Here is a 26,951-nt window from a genome sequence, read left to right on the forward strand (position 1 = left end):
CCTTGTCCCAGTTATCGGCCGTCAGGCTAGGCGGGCAGGACGCGGCAAGGCAAGGAAAAAACGCCTGCGGATTGATCGTCGCCGCCTGTTTCGGCGTCAAAACGGGCGGCCGCCTTGCGCTCAGAGGGTCTGTGCCAGTTCCAGCATCTGGTCGGCGGCTGTGTTCCAGCCCTCGGTGAAGCCCATTTCCTCGTGCTTGTCGCGTGCTGCAGTGTCATTGTGCAGGGCCGTGGCGGTGTAGAAGGTGCCGCCGTCCCGGGGTTCGAACGTCACGATGGCGGTCATGAACGGCTTTGCCGCCGGCCGCCAGCCGGCGTGCAGGGCGTCGGTAAAGACCAGCCTGCTTTCGGGTTCGACGGCAAGGAAGCACCCTTCGTTCGGCATGTCGGCCTGGCTGCCGTCGGGCAGCGGCCCCGCCATGCGGGTAAAGAAGCGGCCACCGGGGCGCAGATCCACCACCGCCTCAGTCACCTGCCAAGGTTTGGGGCAGAACCACTGTTTCAGCAGGTCGGGTTCCGTCCAGCAGCGCCAGAGCGTGGCAGGCTGGACATCCATCATGCGTTCCAGTCGCAGGTCGAGCGCGGGATCAAGGTCGAACATCGGTCAGTCCTTTCGCGGGGGGTGCTCTGCTTCGAGTGACTTGGCCAGACTCTCCAGCCGGTCGGTCCGACCTTCCCAGTGCCGCCTTTGCCGGGCCAGCCAGTGTTCCGCCTGTGCCAGGGGGGCGGCTTCAATATGGACCATGCGGACGCGCCCGCGCTTTTCCGAACGGACGAGGCCGGCTGCCTCAAGCTTGCCGAGATGCTTGAGGAAAGAGGGCAGGGCCATGTCATGCGGGGCATGCAGTTCGGAGACCGGGGCAGGGCCGCCAACCAACCGTTCGATCACCGCGCGGCGGGTGGGGTCGGCCATGGCACCGAAGAAACTGTCGAGTTCGTTAGCCATGTGGCTATCTTTCTGGTCGGTCCTTCCCGAGTCAAGAAAAACCTAGCCGCATGGCTAGGTGTTTTCGCCTTGCGAGAGGCCGTCGCGCAGCTTGGCAATCTCCTCGGCCACCGGACCCGAAGGGCAGGCCGCCCGTTCCGACCAGGCCGAAAAGCGTTCAAGCAGCGGGAGGAAGGTCTGGATCTCTTCCATGGTCCAGTCCTTGAGGTAGGACCCAAGCACGAGGAACTTGTAGCTGCGCACCGCCTCGACCGCCCGTTTGCCTGTTTCGGTCAGTTCAAGCACGGCGCGGCGCGCGTCCTGCTGGCTGACCGCGCGCCGCAAGAGCCCGCGTTTGATCAGCTGGCTGGTCAGGCGGCTGGCGCGCGACGGGTCGATGGCCAGACGTGTCGCCACGGTCGAGACCATCGTTTCCTCGCCAGAGGCCTCGCCGAATTCGTTGACCGGTGCCGAGACCGCCATCAGCACATCCAGCTCGGCAAGCTCCAACCGCAGGCCAAGGTCCTCGAGTGCGCGCAGGCCCAGCTCTCGTTTTACCACCTTGCGGCGCCAGCTTTGCAGCACGGCGTCGATGTCAAAGGCGGCCTCGGCCACCTCTCCCCCGATCCCGGCGCGGTCCAGCCGGGCCTTCAATCTGTCATCCCGCGCGGTCATGCAGCCCCCAATGTGCAAAAATGCGTGCGCACAGCAAATGCATGACGTTGACATGCTTTTGTGTTTGGCACATATCTAGGCGCAGATCCCGAGCGATGCAATCCTGTCGCCTGCGCCGAATCCGCCCGGTGCGGGCCCGCTGTCCCCGTTTCAAGGAAGTCTTCATGTCCCTGGCCGAAACCCCTGTTGCCCTTGCCGACGACCGACCTGACCCGGCGACGCTGCGCCTGGCACTGATCGCGATCGCGGCGACCTTGCTCTTTGCCTCTCTTGGTCAGACCATCGTGTCCACCGCAATGCCGATCATGGTCGCGGACCTGGGCGGTATGGATCATATCACATGGGTGATCACTGCCTACCTCATGGCGTCGACCATCGGCGCGCCTGTGGCCGGAAAGCTTTCCGATCTCTACGGACGCAAGATCGTCCTGCAGGGCGGCATCCTGGTCTTCGTGATGGGCGCGGTGATCTGCGGGACTGCCGGCTCGATGGAGATGGTGATCGCCGGGCGCGTGGTGCAGGGGCTGGGCGGCGGCGGATTGATCGTCACCTGCATGACAGCCGTGGGCGACCTGATGCCGCCGCGTGAGCGGGGCAAGGCGCAGGGTTTCCTCGGTGCGGCCTTCGGGGTGTCGACGGTCATCGGCCCGCTTCTGGGCGGGGCGATCGTGCAAAGCATCGGCTGGCACTGGATCTTTTTCGTCAACCTGCCGGTGGGCGTGGTGGCCTTTGTCGTTCTGAATCGCGCGCTGCCCTCGCCGTTGGAGCGGTCGGGCAAGCCCGTCGATTACCTAGGTGCGGCGCTGCTGGCGGCGATCCTCGGGTGCATCGTTCTCTTGCCCAGCATCGCGGGCAGCCATGGCTGGTCCAGCCAGCCGGTGACATGGTTGCTCGTCGGCCTTGGTTTGGCCCTGGCCGGCTTCATTCGGACAGAGCGGCGCGCCGCTGAGCCGATCCTGCCGTTGCCGCTGTTTTCCAACAACACCTTCCTGGTGACCAATGCAGTCGGTTTCCTGGTGGGCATGGGCATGTTCGGCACCATCACCTTTCTGCCGCTGTTCCTGCAGATGGTGAAGGACGTCAGCCCGACCGCCTCGGGCCTGTTCCTGGTCCCGATGATGGGCGGGTTGATCCTGTCGTCCACCCTGGCGGGCAGGATCATGTCCGCGACCGGGCACTACAAGCTGATGCCAGTGCTGTCGACGGGGTTGCTGGCCCTCGCGCTGCTGGGCATGTCGCGGCTGGATGCCTCCAGCGCACTGTGGTCCATCGGCGCTGTCATGGTGCTGGTGGGCTTGGGGTTGGGGCCGGTCTTTGCCGTAGGTGTGGCTGCGGTCCAGAACGCTGTGCCGCGGTCCATGATGGGGGTGGGCACGGCCTCGACCAACATGTTCCGGCTGATCGGCGGCTCTGTTGGCACTGCGGTCTTTGGCGCGATGTTCAGTGCCGGGTTGATGCGCAACATCGCCGGAGAGCTCCCGGAAGGCGTCTCGGGCGGCATCGGTGCGCTGGGCGCCAACGTGGTGCAGGCTCTGCCGAAAGAGGCCCAGGCGCGCGTGCTCGACGGATTCTCGGACGCTCTGCACCCGATCTTCTGGGCCGCGGCGGCAGCGGCTTTGCTGGCCTGCCTTGCCTCGATGCTGCTGCGCGAGGAACCGCTGGGCGAAACCTGATCAGGATTTCTCCGTCACCATGAATTCGGCGATGCGATTGATCGCGGAGGTGACGTTCAGGATGCCGTTGTGCCCGCCGTGGTCGAATTCTTCCATTTTTGCGCCGGGCCAGACGGCGGCAAGGGGGCGGGCCTTTTCTATCGGCGCGGCGTAATCGTTGCGCGACTGGACGATCAACAGGTCCTCTTCCCGCGTTGCTGCCACCGGTTGCCATGGCTTGTAGATCGTGCAGGGGGCGCCGAGCGCGCTCACCCGGTCGACGAACTGGTCGAGGCAGCGGCCGGACAGCCCGTATTGCCGCCCGCCGAGACGGATCAGTCCGGGCAGGTCCAGTGGCACCGAGATCAGAGTTATTCGAGGTGCCGAGACGCCCCGTTCAAGCGCATGGAACATGGCGTTGGCAGCGACGCAATGGGCGACGATCCCGGCGTAGGGGCCTTCGGACCGCGCCGCCCGGCAGATCGTATCCACGATGTCGCCAAGGCTGCAGATCTGGCGTGCAGCGTGGCCGTGGCCGGGATAGATCAGCATATCGACCGTTGCGCCGCGTTTCTGAAGGGCGCGGACAACGCGGGTGAATTGGCGGATATGCCCGTCGTGACCGGGGGCGATCAGCACGCGGGGCGCGTTGGCCGCGTTCATGCGAAAGCGCGAACGCAAGACAAAGCAGTCCTGCCCCAGATCGATGATCTCGAACCCATGTGACCGACCCGCAAGGGCATCCAGCACGGCCTGGTCCGAAGTCAGGTAGCGTCGCGCCAGTTTGTTGGCAGCCAGACGCGGCGCAAGCACGGTCGCGGACAGCAACACGGCACGGCGCAGCCTTGCACGCAGGCTTTTGCTTGGTGACACGATTGGCGCGGAACTGGTGGGGGCGGCCGCTTCGGTAGTCGGATCGGCACCCGGAAAACTATCTGCATGGGTCTGCATGACTGGTACTGAAATCCCGTCGACGGCATGTAACTGGCGTGGGCACAGGCCTATCATAAAATGCAAACAGGGCATGACTTTGGCGGGAATGTGCTTTGCCAAGGGCCGTCCGGTTCAAAGCCGCTCCGTCAGGTCATGGATCACGGATTGGGGCTTTTGCGGAAGCAAACCACAGCATAGGGTATGCGGATGGCTGATCCCCGATTCATTCACCTGCGTGTCCACACCGAATATTCCCTTCTTGAAGGCGCCGTGCGGCTGAAAAAGCTGCCCGGACTCTGCGCCGACATGGGTATGCCTGCGGTGGCCGTGACCGACACCAACAACCTCTTTGCCGCGTTGGAGTTTTCCGTGGGTGCCAGCGGCGCCGGGGTGCAGCCTATCATCGGTTGCCAGGTCGATCTGCGCTATATCGATCCGCAGCCGGGAGAGCGCCCGAAACCGCCCGCGCCGCTGGTCCTGCTGGCCCAGACCGAGACCGGGTATGAGCATCTGATGAAGCTCAATTCGTGCCTCTACCTGCGCAAGGACACAGAGCTGGCGCATGTGACACTGGACGAGCTGGCCGCGCATTCCGAGGACGTGATCTGCCTGTCCGGCGGGCCGGACGGGCCGGTGGGGCGCCACCTGAGACAGGGCCATCGCGGGGCGGCGCAGGCCCTGATGACGCGGCTGGCCGAGATTTTCGGCGACAGGCTGTATGTCGAATTGCAGCGCCACTCGGGCGAGGACGGCACGCCGCCCGAGGCCGAGCGGCTGACAGAGCGCGGCTTCGTCGAAATGGCCTATGAGATGAACCTGCCTCTGGTCGCGACCAACGACGTCTATTTCCCCAAGGAAAACATGTACGAGGCGCATGACGCGATGATCTGCATCGCGGACGGTGCCTATGTCGACCAGCAGGAACCCCGCCGTCGCCTGACGCCACAGCATTATTTCAAGAGCCCGCAGGAAATGGCCGTGCTGTTCGCCGACTTGCCGGAGGCATTGGACAACACCGTCGAGATCGCCAGGCGCTGCGCCTTCATGGCCTACAAGCGCCCGCCGATCCTGCCGAAATTCGCTGACGACGAGGTTGCCGAACTGCGCCGCATGGCCAACGAAGGCTTGCAGGCCCGGCTTGCGGTGATCCCCCATGCGGTCAGCGTCGAGGAATACCAGGAGCGCTTGGACTTCGAGCTGGGCATCATCGAAGGGATGGGCTTTCCGGGCTACTTCCTGATCGTTGCGGATTTTATCCAGTGGGCCAAGGACAACACGATCCCGGTCGGACCGGGGCGGGGGTCGGGCGCCGGTTCGCTGGTGGCCTACGCCCTGACCATCACCGACCTTGACCCGCTGCGCTATTCGCTGCTGTTCGAACGCTTCCTGAACCCGGAACGGGTGTCGATGCCGGACTTCGACATCGACTTTTGCATGGATCGGCGCGAAGAGGTGATCCGCTACGTTCAGGACAAGTACGGCCACGACAAGGTGGCGCAGATCATCACCTTTGGCGCGCTTCTGTCCAAGGCGGCGGTGCGCGACATGGGGCGCGTGCTGCAGATGCCCTACGGGCAGGTGGACCGGCTGTCCAAGATGATCCCGGTCGAAGGCGTGAAACCCGTCTCGATCGAGAAGGCGCTGCAGGATGAACCGCGCCTGGCCGAAGAGGCGCGCAACGAGGAGGTCGTTGACCGGCTGCTGAAATACGGGATGCAGGTCGAGGGGCTGTTGCGCTCTGCCGGTACCCACGCGGCGGGGGTGGTCATCGCCGACCGTCCCACGGATGAACTGGTGCCGCTCTACCGCGATCCGCGCTCGGACATGCCGGCGACGCAGTTCAACATGAAATGGGTCGAACAGGCCGGCCTCGTGAAATTCGACTTTCTGGGCCTGAAGACGCTGACCGTGATCCAGAACGCGATGGACCTGATCTTCAAGTCCGGGCGCCCCCTGCACGTCGCGGCGGATGGCACCGAACTGTACGAGCCGGCGGAAGGGGCGGAAAACCACATCAACGCCATCCCGCTGGACGATGAGGCGACCTACAAGCTCTATGCCTCGGCCAAGACGGTGGCGGTGTTCCAGGTTGAAAGCTCGGGCATGATGGATGCGCTCAAGCGCATGAAGCCCACCTGTATCGAGGACATCGTCGCGCTGGTGGCGCTGTATCGTCCGGGGCCCATGGAGAACATCCCGGTCTACTGCGAGGTCAAGAACGGCCTGCGCGAGATCACCTCTGTGCATCCGCTGATCGACCACATCCTCGAAGAGACGCAGGGCATCATCGTCTACCAGGAACAGGTGATGCAGATCGCCCAGGTCATGGCGAAATACACGCTGGGCGGTGCCGACCTGTTGCGCCGCGCGATGGGCAAGAAGATCAAGGAGGCGATGGACGCCGAACGCCCCAAGTTCATCAAGGGTGCGGCGGAAAACGGCGTCGAGGCCAAGAAGGCCTCTGAGGTCTTCGACCTGCTGGAGAAATTCGCAAACTACGGTTTCAACAAGTCGCACGCGGCGGCCTATGCGGTTGTCAGCTATCAGACCGCCTGGTTGAAGGCGAACCACGCGGTCGAGTTCATGGCCGGGGTCATGAACTGCGATATCCACCTGACCGACAAGCTGGCCGTTTATTTCGAAGAGGTCCGCAAAGGGTTGAAACTGCCCTGGGTGCCGCCCTGCGTGAACCGCAGTCAGGCGACATTCGACGTGGTGAACGGCGAACTGGTCTATGCGCTAGGTGCGCTGAAGAACGTCGGTCTGGAGGTCATGCGGCTGGTCGTCGAGGGGCGTGGTGAGACGGAGTTCGTCAACATCTATGACTTTGCGCGCCGGGTCGACCTGAAGAAGATCGGCAAGCGTCCGCTGGAGATGATGGCACGGGCGGGTTGTTTCGACGTGCTGGATTCCAACCGTCGGCGGATCTTCGACTCGCTGGACGCTCTGGTGGCTTATTCGGCGGCGATCCACGAACAGAAGGCCAGTGCACAGGTGTCCCTGTTCGGCGAAGCGGGCGAGGACCTGCCGGAACCGCGCCTGTCGCCGGTGTCCGACTGGTTGCCCGCGGAACGGTTGGCCGAGGAATTCAAGGCGGTCGGTTTCTACCTTTCGGGCCACCCGCTGGACGACTACATGGCGCAGCTGCGCCGGGTCGAACGCAATGGCAGTTTCGTGACCTTGGATGAGCTGACCCACAAGGTGCAGTCCAATGGACCGATGCTGGCCAAGCTCGCGGGCGTCGTGGCCGGGCGGCAGGAACGCAAATCGGCGCGTGGCAACCGTTTTGCCTTTGCCCAGCTGTCGGATCCGACCGGCGCCTACGAGGTGACGCTCTTCTCGGAAGCGCTGGAGAAGTCGCGCGAGTACCTGGAAAGCGGCTCCAAGGTGTTGGTCACGGTCGAGGCGACGATGGAATCGGATCAGCTTAAATTGCTGGGGCGGTCGGTCGCGCCGGTCGAAACGGTGGTGGCCGGGGCCGGGGGCAGCGGCTTGCGCATCTATGTCGAATCCGCGGGCGCCCTGCCGCAGGTCGCCTCTGTCCTTGGACGCGCGGCGGAACAGATGCCCAAGGCGGCGCGCGGACCGATCCAGCTGTGCCTCAGCGACCCCAGTCTGCCGGGTGAGGTCGAACTGGACGCCGGACTCGAATTCCCCGTCAGCCCCGAAATCAAGGGTGCGGTGAAATCGCTCGACGGGGTGCTGGCGGTCGAGGAAATCTGAGCTGGATCGGCGATGGTCGGCACAATCTGTCGACGGCTGTGGTGGACGTGACACCCGAGACCGCGCTACAACCTCAGGGGGTTTCGGGGAGAACGACATGGGCGTTCGCGTGTTCAAGGGGGGATTTGTCCTCTGCGTGGGACTTTTTCTGGCTGGATGTGGTGATCCGCTGTCCGGCGTTCCCAAGTACCAGGACGTGCCATTGGCCGATGATGCAGGGCAGGCCGATGTGATCGCGCCGGAAACCCCGCGCAGGCCCGTGACCGAAGAACCGCCCCGCCGCGGTCTCTTGGGCCTATTTGGCGCCCGCGCCGCCGCGGCCAAGCGTGAGGACACTCCCGAACTGGCCGCAGCGGGGGGCGGGGCCCTGGACGAAGATGCCGACAGGCCCAAGGCTCGTGCCCGCGCGCCGCGTCCGGGGGCGCCGGATGCGCTTGAGGTGCCCTTTGGCACGCGCCTGCCTTATGGCCAGATTGCCCGCGTCTGCGATGCGCCCCGCCGCAAGCTGGGCAAGAAGATCGAAGGCTACCCCGAGCGTCGCAGCACCTATGATCTCTACGACAGTGCACCGGACATGAGCAGTGCGCGGACCTTCTATCTGACAGGGTTCGACGATGGATGTGCCCGCCAATTCACCGCGGCGTTGGTGATCTTCGGCTCACCCGAAAGCTACGAGCAGATCCATTATGGCCCTTCCGGAGAGGCTCAGCCGATCTCGGAGACGGACAAGGCCTATGAGAAGATCAAGCGGCGTGTCTGCGGTGCCCGCAAGGGCAAACCTTGCGGGTCCAGGATGCGCCGGCTGGAGCGCGACACGGTCTTTGTCAGCGTCTATGAGCGGTTCGGCAGCAACCCCCGCTGGAAGGACATCCTGTTGCACGACGGAGAAGTCGTCGCGATGGACATGAAGGACTGACGCGGCCGTCGGACGGCGCTCCTGCGTCCTTTCAGGCCACAGATCGCCCCGCCCGCCGTCCCGTCAGGATGGCGACGGTGACCTAGTAATGCGGTGGTTTCTCGTCTCCGAAGATGACCCCTCCGGACCCTTCCGCCTCGCGCGAGGCTTCGCGTTGCAACAGCATCTCGACCCGCGTGGTGAGGCGGGCGATCTCCCGGTCCTGCCGGGCGACGGTTTCGGAGAGATCGTCGAGCGCCCGCAAAGCGTGGGCGAGACCCTCTTCCAGTTGATCGGTTCTGTCGGTCATGGGCTGCGCTCCGTGGTTTGGTCTGGGGTGAGTATTTCTACAGGGAAGAAGCCGCAAGCCGCTCTGCTTGCCCCGCCCCGGTCGAAGGGATAGAGGAAGCGCGACATATCCGACAACCGGGATGACTCATGGCCAAGCAGAAGAAAGCCCCGCGTCCAAAGGCGCAGACACCCAAGGGGTTCCGCGATTATTTCGGTCCCGAAGTGACCGAGCGCGCCGAGATGCTGAACACCATCGCCGGGGTTTACCATCAATACGGATTCGATGCGCTGGAAAGCTCGGGCGTCGAGACGGTCGAGGCGCTGGGCAAGTTCCTGCCGGATGTGGACCGCCCGAACGAGGGCGTCTTTGCCTGGCAGGACGAGGACGACAGCTGGATGGCGCTGCGCTATGACCTGACGGCGCCGTTGGCACGGGTCTATGCCCAGCACCGCAACGATCTGCCGCTGCCCTACCGGCGCTACGCGATGGGGCCGGTCTGGCGGAACGAAAAGCCGGGGCCGGGGCGCTATCGGCAGTTCTACCAGTGCGACGCGGATACCGTGGGGGCGGGCAGTGTGGCCGCAGATGCCGAGATCTGCGCGATGCTGGCGGATACCTTGGAAAAGGTCGGCATTCCGCGTGGCGACTACCTGATCCGGGTCAACAACCGGAAGGTTCTGAACGGCGTGCTGGAATGCATGGGGCTGGACGATGATAGCCAGCGCGACGCGGTGCTGCGGACCATCGACAAGTTCGACAAAGTCGGCGAGGCCGGGGTGCGCGAGCTGCTGGGCAAGGGCCGGCTGGATGCCTCGGGCGCTTATATCGACGGAGTGGGGCTGAGCGATGAACAGGCCGAACCGGTCGTCGCATTCCTGACCTCTGGCAGACTGGAAGCGGCGGAGACGCTGGCCAACCTGCGCGCCGCGATCGGTGCGTCCAAGGTGGGCGAAGAGGGTGTTTCCGAACTGGAACAGATTGCCGAGATGCTGGCCGCGCAGGGCTACGGCACCGACCGCATCATCATCGACCCGTCCGTTGTCCGTGGCCTGGGGTACTACACCGGCCCGGTCTTCGAGGCCGAACTGACCTTCGAGATCCTCGACGAGAAGGGCCGCAAGCGGCAGTTCGGTTCGGTTGCTGGTGGCGGACGTTATGACGATCTGGTCAAGCGGTTCACCGGGCAGGCGGTGCCTGCAACCGGCGTCAGCATCGGGGTCGACCGGCTGCTGGCCGCGCTGCGCGAAAAGGGGCGGATCGGCGGCAGCGTAGAGGGGCCGGTGGTCGTGACCGTGATGGACCGCGACCGCATGGGCGACTACCAGGCGATGGTGGCCGAGCTGCGCCAGGCCGGGCTGCGGGCCGAGGTCTACCTTGGCAATCCCAAGAACTTTGGCAACCAGCTGAAATACGCGGACAAGCGCCAGAGCCCCGTCGCCGTGATCGAAGGCGGCGACGAGAAGGACAAGGGCGTGGTGCAGATCAAGGACCTGATCCTGGGCGCCAAGCTGGCCGAGGATGCCAGCCTGGAGGAATGGAAGGACCATCCAAGCCAGTACGAGGTGCCGCGCGACCAGCTGGTGGCCAAGGTCCAAGAGATCCTGGACCTGCACAAATGAGTCTTGCCGCGATCAAGGAAAAGGCGGCCGCGCTCAAGGCGCGGTTCGTCGATAGCGGTGCGCAGCCGGTGGATTGCCCCGTGCTGCTGCCTGCGGACACGTTGCTGGATCTCTACGGTGAGGACATCCGTACCCGAGCCTTCCTGACCCATGACCCGGTGCGGGGCGAGGTCATCCTGCGCCCGGACTTCACCGTGCCCGTGGTGCAGAAACACATGGCCGAAGGGGCGGAGCCCGCCCGCTATACCTATGCCGGAGAAATCTTTCGGCGGCAGGAAGAGCACCCGGAACGCCCCTCCGAGTATCACCAGGTCGGCTACGAGGTCTTTGACCGGGCTGACCCGGCGGGCGCCGATGCCGAGGTCTTTGCCCGCTTTTCGGAGGTTCTCACACCTTACGGGCTGCGGGCCGTGGTGGGCGATATCGGTATCCTGATTGCCGCCGTCGCGGGGCTGGAGGCCAGCGAGGCACGCAAAGCCGCCTTGATGCGGCACATCTGGCGGCCGCGCCGGTTCCGGGCGCTGTTGGATCGTTACGCGGGCCGGGCGGCGGTGCCGTCCAGCCGGGCCGCGCTGCTGGCCTCACCGGACCCGCTGTCGCTGGCCGGGCCGATGATCGGGCTAAGAGGCGCGGCAGAGATCGCGGCGCGCGTCGATGCCCTGCGGGCAGACGCGCAGGACCCGCCGCTGTCGGGCGACCAGGTGGAGCTTCTGGAGGCGCTGGTGAGGGTTTCCGAGACCTGCGGCAATGCGCTGGAACAACTGCGGGACATCGCGGTGGACATGCCGGCGATCGCCGGCGCGGTCGACCGCATGGCCGCGCGGTGCGAGGCGCTGGCGGCTCGAGGGATCGACGTGTCCTCGCTGATGTTCGACGCGAATTTTGGCCGGACGTCGATGGAATATTACGACGGGTTCGTCTTCGGATTTACGGCGCGCGGGCGGCCCGATTGGCCTCTGGTGGCCTCCGGAGGGCGCTATGACGCGCTGACCCGGCAGCTGGGGCAGGGGCGAGAGATCCCGGCAGTGGGCGGTGTGATCAGGCCCGGCCTGCTGGTCGACCTGGAGGAGGCGGCATGAGCGTCAAGCTTGGGGTGCCCTCCAAGGGGCGGCTGATGGACAAGACCTTTGACTGGTTCGGCGCGCGCGGTATCGGGTTGGCCCGCAGCGGGTCAGAGCGCGAGTATTCGGGCGAGGTGACGGGCGTCGACGGCGTCGAACTGGTGCTGCTCAGCGCCGGGGAGATCCCGCGTGAACTGGCGGCGGGGCGCATTCACCTGGGCGTCACGGGCACCGACCTGGTGCAGGAAAAGCTGGTCCAGTGGGATCAGAAGGTGGCGCCGCTGGCGGAGCTGGGCTTTGGCCATGCCGATCTGATCGTGGCGGTGCCCTCTTGCTGGGTTGACGTGAACACGTTGGACGATCTGGATGCGGCGGCTGCGGCCTTTCGTGCGCGGCACGGATTCCGGATGCGGATCGCGACCAAGTATCACCGGCTGGTGCGCGCCTACCTGCACGAGGGCGGTGTTTCGGATTACCAGCTTGTCGACAGCCAGGGCGCGACCGAAGGGACGGTCAAGAACCTGACGGCAGAAGCCATTGCCGACATTACGTCGTCGGGGGAAACCCTGCGCGCAAACCATCTCAAGATCCTGGCCGAAGAGCCGGTCCTGCGCAGCCAGGCAACGCTGTTCAAATCGCGCATTGCGCCGCTGGAAGCGGGGGAGCGCGAGACGATGCGGCTCTTGCAGGACTGCCTGGGGCTGTAGATCCACGCGCAACGGAATGACCCCGGGTCCGCGCCGCGGACCCGGGGGTCTTGTTACTCTGCCTTGGCGAGCAGCCCGGTTTCGAAGTCGCTGGCGGCGTGACGTTCGGGCAGCATGCCTTCGTCGGTCCGGTTCACGAGGCGACCGCGTTGTACCGCCGGACGTTCCAGGATCTCGTTGGCCCAACGCAGCACGTTTGTATAGCTCTTCACGTTCAGGAACTCGCCCGCGTTGTAGGATTCGCCGTGCACGGTGCGCCCGTACCAGGGCCAGATGGCCATGTCGGCAATCGTGTAATCCTCGCCCACCATGTAGCGGTTCTCGGCCAGGTGCCTGTCGAGGACATCCAACTGGCGCTTGGTTTCCATCGCGAAGCGGTTGATCGGATATTCCATCGGGTAGGGCGCATAGGCATAGAAATGACCGAAGCCGCCGCCCAGGTAGGGCGCGCTGCCCATCTGCCAGAACAACCAGCTGAGCATTTCCGCTCGTTTGGCGCGGGGACCCTGGAAGGCGTCGAATTTCTCGGCCAGATGCATCAGGATGGCACCGGATTCGAAGACGCGAACCGGCTCCGTCCCGGACCGATCCATCAGGGCGGGGATCTTGGAGTTCGGGTTGACCTCGACAAAGCCGGACCCGAACTGATCGCCCTTGCCGATACGGATCAGCCAGGCGTCGTATTCGGCGTCATGCCCGGCGGCCAGCAGCTCTTCCAGCATGATCGTGACCTTGACCCCGTTCGGCGTGCCCTGCGAATATAGCTGGAACGGGTGGTCCCCGACGGGCAGTTCCTTGTCATGGGTGGCGCCGGCGATGGGGCGGTTCAGCGACCCCCATGTGCCGCCGTTTTCCTTTTCCCAGGTCCAGACCTTGGGGGGCGTATACTGTTCACTCATGGCGCGTTTCCTTCTCATGTCTCGTCGCAGAACCTATAGGTCCTGAAGCGGAATGCCAGAGGGGGCAGAGGTGCACACAGCATGTGCGAAGACACAAGGGGTGGCTCTGGTGCTGGGCGCGGCAGTGCGCCCGGATGGCAGTCCGTCGCCCGCGTTGACGCGTCGGGTCAGGCATGCGGTCGCGTTGTGGCAGGCGGGCAGGGTGAGCCTGCTGGTATTGTCCGGCGGCGCCCGCACCCATCCGCGCACAGAGGCCGAGGTCATGGCCCGAATCTGCCGTGAGGCAGGCGTGCCGGACGAGGCCCTTCTGATGGAAACGCGCGCATTGACCACCGAGGACAACATGCGGCTTGCGCTCCCCTTGCTTGGCGATCTGGGTTGTCGCGACGTGGTGATCGTGACCGACCGGTATCACACCGCGCGGGCGCGGCTGGTTGCGCGGCGGGCAGGGTTGCGGGCTACGGCCAGTTGCCCACGACTGACCGGCGCCCCCTGGTGGCGAGTGGTGCGCGCCTGGGCGCGCGAGGCGGTGGCGCTGGCCTGGTACTGGCTGCGCGGGGCCGGGCGCTGATACGGTCCCGGCATGTCATCCGGGCAGGAGGACCTCGATGTATCGCATGTCGCCGCTGTTGGCCGTCTGCTCCGGCCGGGCGCCCTTGGTGTCGTACAGATCCCGCGGCCCGATGAAGGCGGGGGTGGATCTAACAACCTGCTCTGCCGGCATGCAGGCGGGCAAAAGCGGGTCGAAGGCGAGAGCGGAAAGAAGGAGGCGGCGCTTCATGTCGGCCTCCTATCATCTGTTGGCGATGATGGACGCCTGGCCCCGGTGGCTTCACCGCTTCTTGGTGCAGACCAGTCGCGGGGTCAGAGTACGCCGATCTCCGCCAGCGCCCCGGCAAGTTCGGGTGGAAGGGGGTCTTCCTCGGCCCGGTTTCCCGGCAGGTCGGGCGGGGCATCGGCGACGGCAAGGTAGCGCCAGCCCTGAAAGGCGCGCTTGGGTGCTGCCGCGGTGCGGGTGATTTCCGGGTTCAGCACAAGGGCGCAACGATTGATCCCATCCGCACCGGTGACAGGGTCGAGCCGCAGGATACGCTGGCGGCATTGGATCAGCCCCTTGATGACCCAGTAGATCGAACCACCGTTCAGCACCTCTTGCTCGCGCCGGGGCCACATGCGGGTGACATGGCGGGGCAGACCGTCTTCGGTCTGGGCGCGCCGCATGCCCTGCCAGTCCATCAGGCTGTCGACGCTCTCCGTGCCCGCGCTCAGTTTGATCAGGTGAGTTGTCTTGCCCATGTCGTCCCCCTGGCTGCCGGGGATCATAGCGGTGCCCGCCTCGGGTTCAAGCAAGGGGGATATGGTCCCTGTCTGTATCCTGGTCCAGATTGGTGATCACCTGTCGGCGCAACCAATAAACGTCCACTCGCAGCAACCAACCTATTAATTTTTCTTGCTTCGCTTCCTGGCTGCGCGATGGAGATGTCTATTCCGCGAGCGATACCTGTCCATTTTTCGAAATCGAAAGGCAATGATAAATTGCCCTCTCGAAATGCAAGAAAGCCCCGCCGAAGAGTCGGCAGGGCTACTTGATTTTCGGGTTCTAAAGAATTCATTCAAGCGGTGACATGCCGACGGAAAGCCACTTGGCAAATTCAGCTTCGCTCACATCGCCCGATGCCAGGCCTTCCATCATTCGAACACCCTCGATCGCGTCCGGCCCGAAGGTGAAGCCGTTGAGCCTGAGGAATGTAACAGCCGTGACGAAGGCTGTCCGCTTGTTGCCATCGACGAATGCATGGGCTTTTCCGATGCCAAATGCGTAGGCGGCGGCGACCTCAACAAGACTGGCGTCAGCGTAGGCAGAAAGGTTCATCGCCCGCGCGCAGCCCATTTCCAGTAGTGCCCGGTCGCGCAGGCCTGACGCGCCACCGTGACGCGCAATCTGCCGATCATGGATGACTGTGACCGCGGCAACCGGCACCCACACGAAGTGCGTCATGCGAGAGCTTGCAGCATATCCCGGTTCTCATCCATGACGATCTCGGCCGCTGCGAGTGCTTCTGCTACCGATGGGTCGTGCGCCATGAGCTTGAGACTGCCATCATCACCACGCACGACGAAGAGCGTATCCCCTTCCTTGGCATCCAGGATCGTCAGCATCTCAGTCGTCAAGGTCATCACGGCAGAATTGCCGACCTTGCGGATTCTTGTTTCAATCATTGCCACGCCTTCGTATTCACGAAAGTATATACAGTATGCGGCAGCAAAAGGCAAGGTTCAGCCCGGGGGCGACAAGGCCCATTATGTTACATGCCAAGGAGTCGATATGTATCGGCCCGATGGTAGAGGTCTGCACCAATTTCAGCGTGGGAAAATGCGGGGCGGATACGGGCGTGGCGCATGCGACGAGAATACTGTTCCGCGCCCATTCCGAACAGCTCGAGTGACCGGGACGGGCTGATCAGGTTTGCCGCGACCCGGGCCACCTCATCAGCATGGAAACGGTGGATGACATGAGACCCCTGCCCCGGCTGGATGAGCCGCGAGGGCAGGATGCCGCGATCCACCAACGCCCAGCCCACCTCGCTCGGCACGCGCAGGACTTCGAAGGCCTTTTGCGAAGACAGTCCCGTCAGCAGGTCGCAGACCAACGCCTTGACCGCGACCGGATCGACGCGCAGCGCGGCCAGACCATCGCCTTCAACCCGAACCGCTCCGCACAGGTGGCCAGCGAAAAGAAGATGCAGGACGTCAACGCCACGGCACTTCGCCTTTTCTGCGGCTTTCGCAATGGGCACGAAGTCTGCCGGCGCGGCAGTGACCCGAGGCGCTGCCTGTGCGACCCGCGCAAGAACCCCGTCAATTTCATCCTGGGCCACCGCCTTGCGGGTCCGACCCGAGGCGTCCGGGCGGTCCCCCGCCAGCGGAGTCAGCAGACGATCGTCCATGAGCTGATCCGCCAGAGGGCGGCTGCACCCCAGTGCCTTCGGCAACGAGATGACCGTCACCATGCGCTGCATTTGCGCAGCAACCGTGCGGCCGGCCTGTGCGTCGAACGCGTGATGCACCTGCTCGTCGGACGGGACGAGGCCCCGCGCGATCAGCAGCTTGCGCAGAGTGCGCGGGTCAAGCCCCTGCTCGGAGGCCAGCGACGCAACCGTGTGCAAACGACGCTCCGAGAGCGTCTTGCCCAAGACTTCTGTCCCGGCCTCCAGCGCGAAACGCTCGAAGATCACCTCGCCCACGATATCGGTCAGCGCGCCGTGTTTGCCAAACGAACGCGTGCCACTCATTGCGGTGTAGAGGCGACCGAAGATCTTCTGCGGTCCGGGCTTGCTGCTGCCATGCTCGAAAGCATCGAACATGTTGTTCAGGCAAGCGCGGACGCCTGCCTCTCCTTGCGCCATGATCGCATAACCCACGCGCCCCGCTTCGTCGCGCTGATCATCGGTGAGTTCGGCCAGGTTGACCGACGTGCCGAAGGCGACCACGGCGCCCAGCAATTCGGCGGCGCGAACCACGCAGTCCAGCGCCTGAGCATCGAGCCATGCCGGACCCGACTGCCCCTCAAGACGCACGACGACGTAGGTTTGCACCGGCGAGACCGGGCGCGCGGTCTGGGCCGAGATTTCCGCCAGCAGCGCAGAACCCGGCGCCGGAGCGCGGTAGCCCAATTCGTGCAACTCGCCGTCATGGAAATCCTTTTCGAGCCGGACCAGAGCAATGCCGTGCTCCGGACAGGTCCGGACGACGTCGAGCGCCCAGATCCAGCGATGACGACGCACTTTGGCGGGTTGTCCGCCTGCGGCGTCATCATCATGCAGGCACGCCGGACAATATGCCGTCTTCGGCCGTACGAAGAACTCTGCCGGCAGCACATGCCCGCGCAAACGATACGCCCGCTTGCCGACGCGGACCGGCGTGTTGTGTTCAAGCGCCGCCTGCTCAACCCCCGAGGCCTCAGCCAACCGGGCAATGGCTTCCGGTTCTCCAGAAACCATAGCCATGGGTGCGATCCCGATGTCACGCAGGAAAGCCGTCAGTCGCCCGCCGGTATGAAACGCCGCCAGACGGGCGGCAAAGGACAGAGCAGATTCCAGCGCATCGAATGCGAAGTGAGGCTTGAGAAGCGACATGGGACTGTCTCCAGAGATTGCAGGAAAGAAAAGGCGACGCTTTGAAGGCGTCAGTCTTCGGCGATACGTTCCACATCGACACGCGACCAATGACGCGAGAGATAGACGTTGTCCGCAGGTGCGCAGCTGGACTTGGTCGCATACGCTTCGACAAAATGCCCGCGTTCCAGCGCGGGCGCGCCATCATCCAAGGCAATGTCGATCGTATCGAGAAGGTATTCGATGAACTGCCCCAGGCGCGACTGAGCAACATGGATCATCCGGCCAAGCAACTCATCCTCAAAGCTCGGCACGTCCAGTCCGGCTTTCCGGCAGTAGCTTTCGACGATACCGTGCAGCATGGCTGCATCAGCGCCCGCATCGATATCCTGAAGACGCATCTTGTTGAAACGCCGCGTGATCTGCCGATCAGTCGCTGCGATCTGCTGGAGGGCATCAACTCCGCTTAGGATGACGATGACAGAGCCCTCGCCCTGCATCTGCGCCTTCAGGAGGTTGAGGATATTCTGAGTTTCGGTCGGGCTCGATTTGCCAAACAGGTCTTGCGCTTCGTCCATCCAGAGGACGATGGTCCCCAGCTCGGCCAGCCGGTGCCGCACGAGATCCCAAATTTCCCGTTCCACCCGCCGTTTGTTCACGTCCAGGTATCCAGTGGCTTTGAGGATCGCGACACCAAGACCTTTCGTCGTGGCCGGGCTGGGCACGCGGGCTGCAATCCAGGGACGCTGACGCGTTGCGTCGGGTTGCAGCGCCGGATGGCGCGAAAGAGCGCGCTTGATCATCCGCGTCTTGCCCGCGCCGGACTTGGCCAGAACCATGAGGCCACGGGTCTCAAAGGTGTCGGTAAAGTGGCGCGGCATCGGCAGGGGGTTGCCGTGTCCGTCGTTGCGAAGAAGCCGATCAAAAACGGCTTCAAATTTCCTGTCGCGCGCGGTCGCGATGTACGCATCCCGCAGCTCCTGACCAAGGTCCTGGCCAGGAAGGGTTTCCATGGTGCACATGAGTGTCATTCCTCGAAGGTAAATCCGTTGGTGTCGTCGGATGCCTTGGGCGTGCCGCGCCCGCTCCGTCGACGCCGGGGAATTACGTTCGAAGTGTCCGGCGCGGAAAAACTTTTCGGGTCGGTTTCGGACGACGTGGTTACTGGAGCGTTAGATGTGTCGTAACGGTCCATTTCCTGAGGGGTTTCCGGGTCATGGACTTCGCTGGGCTCCTCGTTCTGAGCAACCGACGAGGCCTGACCAGCACCAGGTGCGCTCAGCATCATGCCGAAGCGACCGATACTCGGCGTTGTTTCTTCTACGTCCTGCGCGTCGTCGTGGCCGAAATCGGCGTATCCGATCATGCTGTCTTCCAGCCGCTCGATCCGCTCCTTGCTCCAGACCTCGACCAGGATCCCCTCGCGGCGCATGGCATTTTCGTTGACGGCGGTGATGTCCGCGATGGCCCTTGCGATGACCGACGCAGACAGCTCTTCGTTCCGCTTCCGGCGGGCATTGAGTTCGCGCAAGGTCAGTTCCCAGTTCGCAGCGTTCAACCCCTGCGCCCATGCCGGGGCCGCCTTCACCTCGATCCATTTCCCACGCAGTTCGACAAAGATCGAACCAAGATCGGAGGGGTGCCAACGGATATTCAGCTCCCGCTGACGTCTGTGCATGAAATACTCGGCCAGGCGCTCGTCATGATATGGGATATTCATAAGCGTCAGACCGTTGCGCTGAAGCACGCGCGTTTCCTCTTGGCCGAAGGCCAGCTTTCGCGCTGTCGCGTTGGGGGGCGGCGCGACTCCGTATTGATCCGTCAAGCGGTTCCACGCCTCCAACGGCGTGTCGCCTTGCAAGCCGCGATGCGGTTTGCGGTGGTAGACATCGACCACCCAACGCACCAGGACCGAGCAGAACTCTTCAATTGTCAGGGCTGCCTGCGCCTCCGGGTTCGCATCACCTTTGCGGACCACATCGCTGAACGTCCGACCGCTGAGACGCGGAAGAAGCATCGTCGCCAAGGTCTTGAAGATCCGCTCGATCGTACCCTTCATTGCCGGCTCTCCGGCCGGACAATGCTCGAGCGTGATACCAAGCGCTCCAATCGCGCGTTTGGTTTTATTGGAGATGTTATATTTGGCGCAGTCCGTCACAATATGCGAAGGCTTCCCGGACATGTGCCACGGGCTCAGAGCACCCACCGCATCAGCGTAAATACCTTTGTCCTCGAGGATCATCTCGACGCATTGAAGCGAGCTGTCGGAGCTTCCTTCGAGCGAGATCTTCATGCCCACGATGCATCGGGTCGCAACATCTATCGCCACAGTGACAAGTGCACGGACCGACTTTTTGTTCAGCCCGAGGCTTTCCAGCTCCTCTTGAGTGAGTTGCTCCAGAAGACCGGATGTTGCGAGCAGTTTCATCAAATCGACCCGCCATTCGTCGATTTCGATGCGCTGCATCGGCCTGTAAATGTCCAATCCCTGCCCAACCGGCGAGAATTTCCTCCTCGCTGCGGTCTTGCCTTCGCGAAACAGCACCACTTCGAAGGGATCCAGCGCGTCGATCGCTTGGCGAACCGTTTCGCGTGACGGGCATTTGAGCTGAGGCAGCCCCAGCTTTTTGCGGCGTTCGTTGTCCAGCTGAAAGGCCGTTTGCACGTTGGTCCAAATGGTATCTTTGCTGGGCTGATTTCGGTCCATGTAGCCAAAGACAATTGGCTGCATCAACGCATAGACCTCTGGCGCCATGCGCGCTCGGCGATCACCGCGCGCGCGCCTGTTGTCGTAAAGCGCTGCCAATCCCCCCTTCTTGTAGAGGTTTTTCCAACGAATCAGTGTCTTCGGCGCGTGCTCTTCGAGGAAGATGCTATCCCCGTCGAATTTGCTGGCGTAGATCCGGCAGGCTTCCACCTGAATCTCTGCCATCGCGGCTTTTATCGAGTCGTCCGTGAATTTGACCTTCCCTTTCGCGTGAAGGTGCAAAAGCGCCAGAACATACGACTCACGGTATTTCGCGGAGCGATGCTCTTCCTCCGTGCGCGATACCAGGAACATCGCTGTCGCCTCTTCGGTCGCCTGGGTCGACACCTGCGACGGGCGGCGCGGATGGTGTGCCAAAGTGCCATTGGCGGCGTGGTAGGCGATGTGCGCTGTGGTGAATTCCTGCGCAAGCTTCTGCCCGTCTTTCTGAACGAACACATAGCGGTCTTCACGCAGGTCGCTGACGATCCATTTGGTTTTGTCGAGAACGACCTCATCGCCAATCTCGAACGCATATCTCGGGGTGATGCCGCTGGGCTGGAAATCAAGCATCAGTTTGTCCTCCGACGAACGCGTGCATCGTGAGCAATCCGCTCATGGCGAACCAGTTTCAGATCGCCGTTCGCAAGGAGACGGACAATCGCCGGAAAGCCTTGTCCGCCACAGCCGATTGCGCTCTGAAGATCACCGATGCGGATTTCCCCATGCAGTGCCGCCATTACCCGACGCGCCGCCGCATCGACCTCCGGTTCGCTCTCGCGCATGTCATGCATGATCGTGGCGTTGTGCGTCTCGATGCGGTCGAGATGTTCTTCCGTCATGGCACAGACATGGTCTGCGAAATCCGGCGTGACCCGCGCGGCAATGTCCTCGAGTTCGCGGCGGACCTGATCGCTCCGGAACCGGTATGCGCTTTTGACCATGACGGCGATCCGGGTGCCGTCCAGCAGATTGGCGCGGAAATCAAAGAAGTGAGTGGCTGTGCGGCCATCGGCCTGCCGCCAACGGAACGGAACCTGGTTTTCGACCGCAACGACCTCGGGGCGCGCGTTCAAGACCATCCCAACCATCAATTCCGTATGGCTTTCGATGTCGAGAATGCGCTCGTCTCCTGAAGCGCCCAATACGATATGTCCGGTGAAGTGCTCCTTACGTCCTTTCGCGACCTTGCGCTCATAGACGGTCTGCTTTGGCAGCGTGTAGCCGCCAGTCGGCGTGACGTGCATGTGTCATCTCCGCTCTGAATTGCAGTGAGGCAGACAGCCCGAATGAATTCAGGGTTGTCCGTGGCGCTTCTGCGTCCTCACAGCTCGCGGCCGGTCTTGTCCCTACGTCCGGCCTTGGCGTGTCCGAGCGGGAAATTGGCTGAACGAAAAATTTCGGAAATGAACAATCGGTTTCCATTTTGGAAACTGCGCAGCGCTGAGGCGAGCCGGAGATAGTCTTATTATTTTCAATATATTACATGAGATCTTCGCGGAGCATCGATGCAAGAAGATCTACATTATTTTATTTTGCCTGCGCCGAGAACGAGCCCGGTTACTCCAGAATGATCTCTGGCAGGACAACCTCCCAGCGTTCCTGCTGAAGCTTGTCGCGATGGTCTTCACCGCTTTCATGCGCATGGCGCGCAACGATCGCCCCGATTGCCGCGGAGACGATGCGGCGACCAGCCGGCACCCCCCATCCGCCTTTCATACCGATCAGCCTTCGCCCCTGTTGATCCGTCACCCACCAGCGACCATTCTGTTGGTTCAGAGTGACAGGGTCACCGGTCCGCGCTTGAGCGATGGCTTGGAGACTCACATCGCGAGCCCTCAGTCGCCCGGCCCAGTCGATGAACACTTGGCTCATTTCAGGCATGAAGTAGGCCCGGTCTGGCGGCAGGTCGTTCACCTCAGGCAAAGCCGCAGGGCGACGCAGGATGCTGTCGCCCTCCGCAGGCAGGAAGGGGTGCGCTCCCTGGGTTATGACCGCAAGGCTGCGGCGGGCGCGGGTCATGGCAACGTAGAACAGGCGGCGCGGTGCATCGAGATCTTCGTTTCGGGAAGGTCTGTCCCAGCCCCCGTTCAGGATCACCACATCGTCGAATTCCAGCCCCTTTGCCCTGTGCGCAGTCATCAACAACAAGCCATGCTGTTCGCCGCGGGCATCTCGTGACCATTCTCCAAACCACTCGACCAGATCGGGGACCGAGGCCGACCCCGCCCCGATTTCCTGCACCAGCGCGGCCACACCCTCAGCAATCAGGTCCGACCAGCGATTTCGCGGCAGCCCGTTCACGACCTCCAACAAATCCGTCACATCGAGCAGGCGTGTGCGATCCCGGCTGATGCCTTCTATGAACTGCCGCATTTCCCGCAGCCGCCAAACTCTGGGCAAGCTTTCGTTTGCCATTTCGACCGGTATGCCCTGAGCTTCGGCATAAGCGCGCACCGAAGCAAGCTGTCGCCAGTTCCGGGCGATGATCGCTGTGCGCGACCAATTCCACCCTGGTTCCAGGGCCTCCAGCCGTTGGAGCTCTGTCACGGCCGCGACCGCCTGTGCACGATCCCCCGGCGGGCATTGCAGCAGTTGCACGCGCCCCTGTCCCACGGGATCGCCCTCGGCCATGATGCCGCCCGGAGGTTCTTTTCGACGATTGCGGTCTATGGTGATGTCATGGCCGATTTTCATGCGGTCCGTCGCACCGGCGATCACGGTGTTCGACGCCGCGATGATATGGCCTGTCGAGCGGTAGTTCTCGACCAAATATTCTGGTCGTGCCCGATAATCCTGTTCGAATTGGCGGATGTAGCGGATGGACGCGCCGGCAAAGGCGTAGATATTTTGATCATCATCGCCCACAGCAAAGAGGCTGAGCTTCATGTCCTCATCGTCGATCGTCCGTCCGGCAACAGCCGCGATCAAGGCGTATTCTTCGGGGCCAATATCTTGATACTCGTCGACCAGGATCCAGCGATACCCCTGGATTAACGTCTCGCGTTGCGCCTCCGCCTCGGCCTTGGTGAGCCCTTCGCCGTTCAATTGGCGCACCGCCTCCATGACGATGCCGTCGAAATCGCGACTTTCGGCCTGCGCCCCGGCGAAGCTCGCGCCCACCAGCCGCATGGCCATGGCATGGCACGTCGAAACCGTCACGCCAAAGGCTTCATCACCGATCAGGTGTCTCAGCCGCGCACGGATTTCCACTGCCGCATGGCGATTGTAGCTCAGCACAAGAATGCTGCGCGGATCTTCGCGACGCACGCGGATCAGATAGGCGATGCGATGCACCAGCACCCGTGTCTTGCCCGAACCCGGTCCGGCAAGAACAAGCACATTCGTGGCGTCCCGATCATCGGCGACGATCTTCTGCTGAACTGAATTGCCCAGAGACTCGACAACGCTGGCCCAGGATTTCCCGGTGGTTTGCCTTTTGACCTCAGTCGTTCGCCCCTTCATCCAGCGGCCCATGAAGGCTTCTTGATCGAGCGCGAAATAGTCCTCGGATAGGCGCATAGCGTCAGACATCGACGATATGCCTGTTTCAGCATAGGTCGCCATCACATGCGTCTGCACCGTCTGCTCGTCGTAATGTTCCTGTAGGGGTGCAAAGTCTTTGACCAGAAACTGGGTTTTTCCGGGAGCCAGCTGCACGGTCATCGCCGGTCGAAAGACAGTCAGGCCCTTGCCAAGGGTCACTACGTCCTGCTCGTGCAACCATAGAAGAGCGCGGTCCATCAGACGCGTCATCTCTTTGACCTGCCCGCGCAAGAAAGCGTCGCCAGTCAGGCTTGCCAGCATGTCACCCAACGTCGTTTCGACCTGCTGATCCTTGCCGCGCTGACCTTTCGCGAGACGTCCAAGCAAATGTTCGACCAGAGCCTCTCCGGCTTGCCTTCGCAGCGCCGCCGACTGCTCCAGAACGGCCCAACTGCGTTGCAGGGCAACGAAAAGCGTATCTCGCGATGCCTTGCGCAGGCGTACATTCCCCTTGCCGCCATCGAGGTCGCGCCCATCGCGTGCCATGCCCCGCAGCAGTTTTTCAATCACATCTGGTCGAACATGGCTGTGGCCCGCATCTCGCAGTTTCTGGCAAGCCAATTGAAGGTTGAAGGGGGTGCTGGCCTGATCCTCGGCATCAGGTGCCTCTTCCCGCATTAGGGCAATTAGGTCGGTTTCCAACTGCGTTGCCTGGCTCAAGCGTTTACGGGAGTCGTCTGAGACACCGGAATGCACAAAAACCGTCACCGCCGTGTCGTTGCGCGCGATACCGAGGCTTTCCAGATCGGCCAGCGCCTTGGTCAGTTGCCCACCGGTCAGCCCGCTGTTGCCTGTCAATTCGTCGGTGGAGATCCCCTCGTCCGGCGAAGCGTTCATCAGGTGACGCACGAGGTCCATCAATTGCGTTCGCCGCATCCCAGTGATCTGCGCCTTGTCGATCCGCGACCCCGCTTCATCGAGGCTGCGAACCCGAAGCGATGACGGGAAAACCTGCACCCGGTTTTCCTCGCGCGACAGGAGCTTGGCCTCTTCCAGCCAGGAGATCGCCGTCTTGACCCGCGTGTCATCCGTGGCGCTCTCGCGCTGGAATTCACGATCATGCTCTTGCCTTACGATCTCGCCCGAGGTGGCAACGACGGTCCCGGTACTGCGCGTCCGCTGGTCCATGCGTCGAACGGCCTTCAAGATCGCGCCGATTTCGCGACGGTCCAGCCGGGAGCGTGCTGACAGTTGGAACTGCCGTTCCACGTCATCCGGTGCATAGAGCAACACACAATTGGCGTGATCTCTGTCTCGTCCGGCGCGCCCTGCCTCTTGCAGGTAGTTTTCCAGCGATCCGGGAATGTCTCCATGGACAACAAGTCGGATGTCAGGCTTGTCGATCCCCATGCCAAAGGCGTTCGTTGCCGCGATGACCCGCAGATCACCGACGCGGAATTTTTCTTGAATGGTCTTCTTCTCGTCAGGCGTCAGGCCCGCGTGGTAGCGTTCCGCCGACAGCCCCTGCTGTTGCAGGAACTGCGCCACATCCTCAGTCGCCTTGCGTGTCGCGCAATAGACCACGGCACCGGATGCGCCTTCGGGCGGCAATCGCTGTTCGATGACTGACAAGATATCCGCCAGCTTGGTGCGTTTGCCGGTTGAGCGCACCTCGAAACTCAGGTTTGTCCGTGAGGCCCCGCCATCCAGCAACAACAGATCCGTGCCGAGCCTTTGGTGAAAATGGTCCCGAATATCGCGCACCACCTCCGGTTTGGCTGTTGCCGTCAGACAGATCACCGGCGCCGGGTCCTCATCACCCACTGTTTCCCGGATGAACCGGGAGACGTAGCGATAGTCAGGCCGGAAATCGTGACCCCATTTCGAGACGCAGTGCGCCTCGTCCAGAACCCACAATCCAATCTCGCGTTGCTTGAGAACGGATCGCACCGACACGCTGCGCAACTGCTCCGGTGAGATCAACAGCATCGCGGCGTCACCCATGCGCACCTTGTCCAAGGCATCCTGCCGTTCGGGTAGCGAGAGCATTCCGTTCACCGTCACTGCCGCGGAAATGCCCGTACGCTCCATACCCGCAACCTGGTCGGCCATGAGCGCGACCAGTGGCGAGATCACGACCGTCAGAGCGCCTGTCCGATCAAACTTGGCCAGTGCCGGGATCTGGTAACAAACGGATTTGCCCGTCCCGGTTGGCAGGATGCCCAGCACGCTGTTGCCACGCATGCCCTCATCGACGATGCGTTCTTGCAGGGGGCGGCCATCGGCATCGGTTGGCGTTGGACGAAATCCGTCGAAGCCAAACCAGCGAGACAGGGCTTTCACCGGATCGCTCTTCTCGCGGCACCAAGTGCAATCGGGAGCCTCGCAGGTTGTGTCGCGCAACCATTTGACCATGCGCGCGGCATCTGGGAACTGCATCCGCACCCAGGGCGGCATGACGGAGTCCCCGCCCGCGACAGAGATCCAGGCGAGCGCGTAGGCCAGCGGCCATCCTGTCTGCGGTGAACCGACCTGTTCCAACATGTGCCGCATGGCTGTCTTGCAGGCTTCCCCCTCCAGCAACCGCCCGAGCACCTGTCGCGCTTGTCCTGCGGATGGGACAGAGGTTTCGCGCACATGGCCGAACACCGCATCGAAACCCTGATCCTGTTCGCCGCGTGTCGTCAGGTAGTGGTAGGCTACCAGCGTTTCCGGCGCCCTCGCATTCAACCCCCGAAAAGCCTCCATCTGGTTGGTCAAGACATCAAAAACCAGCCGTGCATCCGCCTCGGGATCGTTGACGTGCCCAGAAAGCAAACGCCCATCATGATAGTGTTTGACAAGGTGATGATAGGGGTTCCTGGGAAACGCCAATGGATTGAGCCAGAGCGTGTCGATCGGCGCTTCGGCCAGCTTTGCTAACCGGGGGCGCATCGCCATCAGATGCGGTAGATCGTGGCGCAGGATGTTGTGCCCGATCAGGTGCCGTGTATCACCAAGCTCAGCCTCAAGCCGATCCAGCGCCGCAGCCATCTCGCTCTTTTGGCCCCGCATGGCGGGGGCATCGTCACAGTGTACCGCCGCCAGATCGAAAACCCGCGCGGTTTTCGGGTCGACTTCAAGGTCGACGGACAGGCATTGCGCCAGGAATGGGTCAGGCTGTTGGACGGCTTTTAACAGGGCGCACCAGCGAAGCTTTGCAAATCAATAACATATGTGGCCCG

22 protein-coding genes are annotated in these 26,951 nt (G+C 62.9%); 7 read left to right on the forward strand and 15 right to left on the reverse strand.

Features of this window, described 5'->3' with window-relative positions:
• Positions 1–120: 120 nt before the first annotated feature.
• From ACQY5B_RS03545 to ACQY5B_RS03555, 3 genes are read right to left on the reverse strand one after another with little or no spacing between them, the layout of a single operon-like run.
• The gene (locus ACQY5B_RS03545) at positions 121–600 is read right to left on the reverse strand and encodes an SRPBCC family protein (protein WP_420326353.1); all 480 of its coding nucleotides are present in this window, start codon (positions 598–600) and stop codon (positions 121–123) included.
• A gap of 3 nt (positions 601–603) precedes the next feature.
• Positions 604–945 carry an ArsR/SmtB family transcription factor gene (locus ACQY5B_RS03550; RefSeq protein ID WP_420326352.1) on the reverse strand — a complete coding sequence of 114 codons (342 nt, stop codon included), beginning with the start codon at positions 943–945 and terminating at the stop codon, positions 604–606.
• 54 nt (positions 946–999) lie between these two features.
• On the reverse strand, positions 1,000–1,599 hold the full coding sequence (locus tag ACQY5B_RS03555; RefSeq protein ID WP_305969628.1) for a MarR family winged helix-turn-helix transcriptional regulator: 600 nt from the start codon (positions 1,597–1,599) through the stop codon (positions 1,000–1,002).
• A gap of 164 nt (positions 1,600–1,763) precedes the next feature.
• Between ACQY5B_RS03555 and ACQY5B_RS03560 the strand changes: the two genes are divergently transcribed.
• Positions 1,764–3,272, forward strand: coding sequence for an MDR family MFS transporter (locus ACQY5B_RS03560; RefSeq protein WP_420326351.1), 1,509 nt, complete (start codon positions 1,764–1,766; stop codon positions 3,270–3,272).
• Here ACQY5B_RS03560 and ACQY5B_RS03565 read toward each other — a convergent pair whose 3' ends face one another.
• Positions 3,273–4,124, reverse strand: coding sequence for an alpha/beta fold hydrolase (locus ACQY5B_RS03565; protein WP_424976712.1), 852 nt, complete (start codon positions 4,122–4,124; stop codon positions 3,273–3,275).
• Between the two features lie 267 nt (positions 4,125–4,391).
• Between ACQY5B_RS03565 and dnaE the strand changes: the two genes are divergently transcribed.
• Complete coding sequence (dnaE, locus tag ACQY5B_RS03570; RefSeq protein ID WP_420326348.1) at positions 4,392–7,907, forward strand: DNA polymerase III subunit alpha; 3,516 nt, start codon at positions 4,392–4,394, stop codon at positions 7,905–7,907.
• Between the two features lie 97 nt (positions 7,908–8,004).
• Positions 8,005–8,823: a hypothetical protein gene (locus ACQY5B_RS03575; protein ID WP_420326346.1), complete on the forward strand. Its 819-nt coding sequence runs from the start codon at positions 8,005–8,007 to the stop codon at positions 8,821–8,823.
• Positions 8,824–8,905: 82 nt separating this feature from the next.
• Here ACQY5B_RS03575 and ACQY5B_RS03580 read toward each other — a convergent pair whose 3' ends face one another.
• Positions 8,906–9,112: a SlyX family protein gene (locus ACQY5B_RS03580; protein WP_420326345.1), complete on the reverse strand. Its 207-nt coding sequence runs from the start codon at positions 9,110–9,112 to the stop codon at positions 8,906–8,908.
• Between the two features lie 128 nt (positions 9,113–9,240).
• Here ACQY5B_RS03580 and hisS point away from each other — a divergent pair, with 128 nt between their 5' ends.
• Genes hisS through hisG form a run of 3 tightly spaced genes read left to right on the forward strand, consistent with a single transcriptional unit; the run spans position 9,241 to position 12,481 of the window.
• Positions 9,241–10,713, forward strand: coding sequence for a histidine--tRNA ligase (gene hisS / locus ACQY5B_RS03585; protein WP_420326344.1), 1,473 nt, complete (start codon positions 9,241–9,243; stop codon positions 10,711–10,713).
• Positions 10,710–11,792, forward strand: coding sequence for an ATP phosphoribosyltransferase regulatory subunit (locus ACQY5B_RS03590; RefSeq protein WP_420326343.1), 1,083 nt, complete (start codon positions 10,710–10,712; stop codon positions 11,790–11,792). Before hisS ends, ACQY5B_RS03590 begins: the two co-directional genes overlap by 4 nt.
• Positions 11,789–12,481, forward strand: coding sequence for an ATP phosphoribosyltransferase (gene hisG / locus ACQY5B_RS03595; RefSeq protein ID WP_420326342.1), 693 nt, complete (start codon positions 11,789–11,791; stop codon positions 12,479–12,481). The genes ACQY5B_RS03590 and hisG overlap by 4 nt, the downstream gene beginning before the upstream one ends.
• A gap of 53 nt (positions 12,482–12,534) precedes the next feature.
• Here hisG and yghU read toward each other — a convergent pair whose 3' ends face one another.
• Positions 12,535–13,380, reverse strand: coding sequence for a glutathione-dependent disulfide-bond oxidoreductase (gene yghU / locus ACQY5B_RS03600; RefSeq protein ID WP_420326341.1), 846 nt, complete (start codon positions 13,378–13,380; stop codon positions 12,535–12,537).
• Positions 13,381–13,432: 52 nt separating this feature from the next.
• Here yghU and ACQY5B_RS03605 point away from each other — a divergent pair, with 52 nt between their 5' ends.
• Complete coding sequence (locus ACQY5B_RS03605) at positions 13,433–13,951, forward strand: YdcF family protein (protein WP_420326340.1); 519 nt, start codon at positions 13,433–13,435, stop codon at positions 13,949–13,951.
• A gap of 15 nt (positions 13,952–13,966) precedes the next feature.
• On the opposite strand, the gene ACQY5B_RS03610 is transcribed toward ACQY5B_RS03605, so the two are convergent.
• The 9 genes from ACQY5B_RS03610 to ACQY5B_RS03650 form a co-directional block, all read right to left on the reverse strand.
• Positions 13,967–14,161, reverse strand: coding sequence for a hypothetical protein (locus tag ACQY5B_RS03610; protein ID WP_420326339.1), 195 nt, complete (start codon positions 14,159–14,161; stop codon positions 13,967–13,969).
• Between the two features lie 83 nt (positions 14,162–14,244).
• Positions 14,245–14,676, reverse strand: a complete 432-nt coding sequence (locus ACQY5B_RS03615) for a DUF1489 family protein (RefSeq protein ID WP_420326338.1) — start codon at positions 14,674–14,676, stop codon at positions 14,245–14,247.
• 313 nt (positions 14,677–14,989) lie between these two features.
• Entirely contained in the window at positions 14,990–15,379 is a 390-nt protein-coding gene (locus ACQY5B_RS03620) for a type II toxin-antitoxin system death-on-curing family toxin (protein ID WP_305969615.1), read from the reverse strand.
• On the reverse strand, positions 15,376–15,600 hold the full coding sequence (locus ACQY5B_RS03625; protein ID WP_305969614.1) for an AbrB/MazE/SpoVT family DNA-binding domain-containing protein: 225 nt from the start codon (positions 15,598–15,600) through the stop codon (positions 15,376–15,378). Before ACQY5B_RS03625 ends, ACQY5B_RS03620 begins: the two co-directional genes overlap by 4 nt.
• A gap of 86 nt (positions 15,601–15,686) precedes the next feature.
• Complete coding sequence (locus ACQY5B_RS03630) at positions 15,687–17,516, reverse strand: TniQ family protein (protein WP_420326337.1); 1,830 nt, start codon at positions 17,514–17,516, stop codon at positions 15,687–15,689.
• Positions 17,517–17,566: 50 nt separating this feature from the next.
• Positions 17,567–18,517, reverse strand: a complete 951-nt coding sequence (locus ACQY5B_RS03635; RefSeq protein WP_421917711.1) for a TniB family NTP-binding protein — start codon at positions 18,515–18,517, stop codon at positions 17,567–17,569.
• Between the two features lie 5 nt (positions 18,518–18,522).
• Positions 18,523–20,814 (reverse strand): TnsB C-terminal domain-containing protein, encoded by a 2,292-nt coding sequence (locus tag ACQY5B_RS03640; protein WP_420326335.1) that lies wholly within the window; start codon positions 20,812–20,814, stop codon positions 18,523–18,525.
• Entirely contained in the window at positions 20,814–21,488 is a 675-nt protein-coding gene (locus ACQY5B_RS03645; protein WP_420326334.1) for a hypothetical protein, read from the reverse strand. The genes ACQY5B_RS03640 and ACQY5B_RS03645 overlap by 1 nt, the downstream gene beginning before the upstream one ends.
• A 313-nt stretch (positions 21,489–21,801) precedes the next feature.
• A complete protein-coding gene (locus tag ACQY5B_RS03650) occupies positions 21,802–26,760 on the reverse strand; it encodes a RecQ family ATP-dependent DNA helicase (protein WP_420326333.1) in 4,959 nt (1,652 codons plus the stop codon).
• Positions 26,761–26,951: the final 191 nt, after the last annotated feature.

It is taken from the genome of Antarctobacter sp. (genome assembly GCF_965277915.1).
In the GTDB taxonomy this organism is placed as follows: Bacteria; Pseudomonadota; Alphaproteobacteria; order Rhodobacterales; family Rhodobacteraceae; genus Antarctobacter.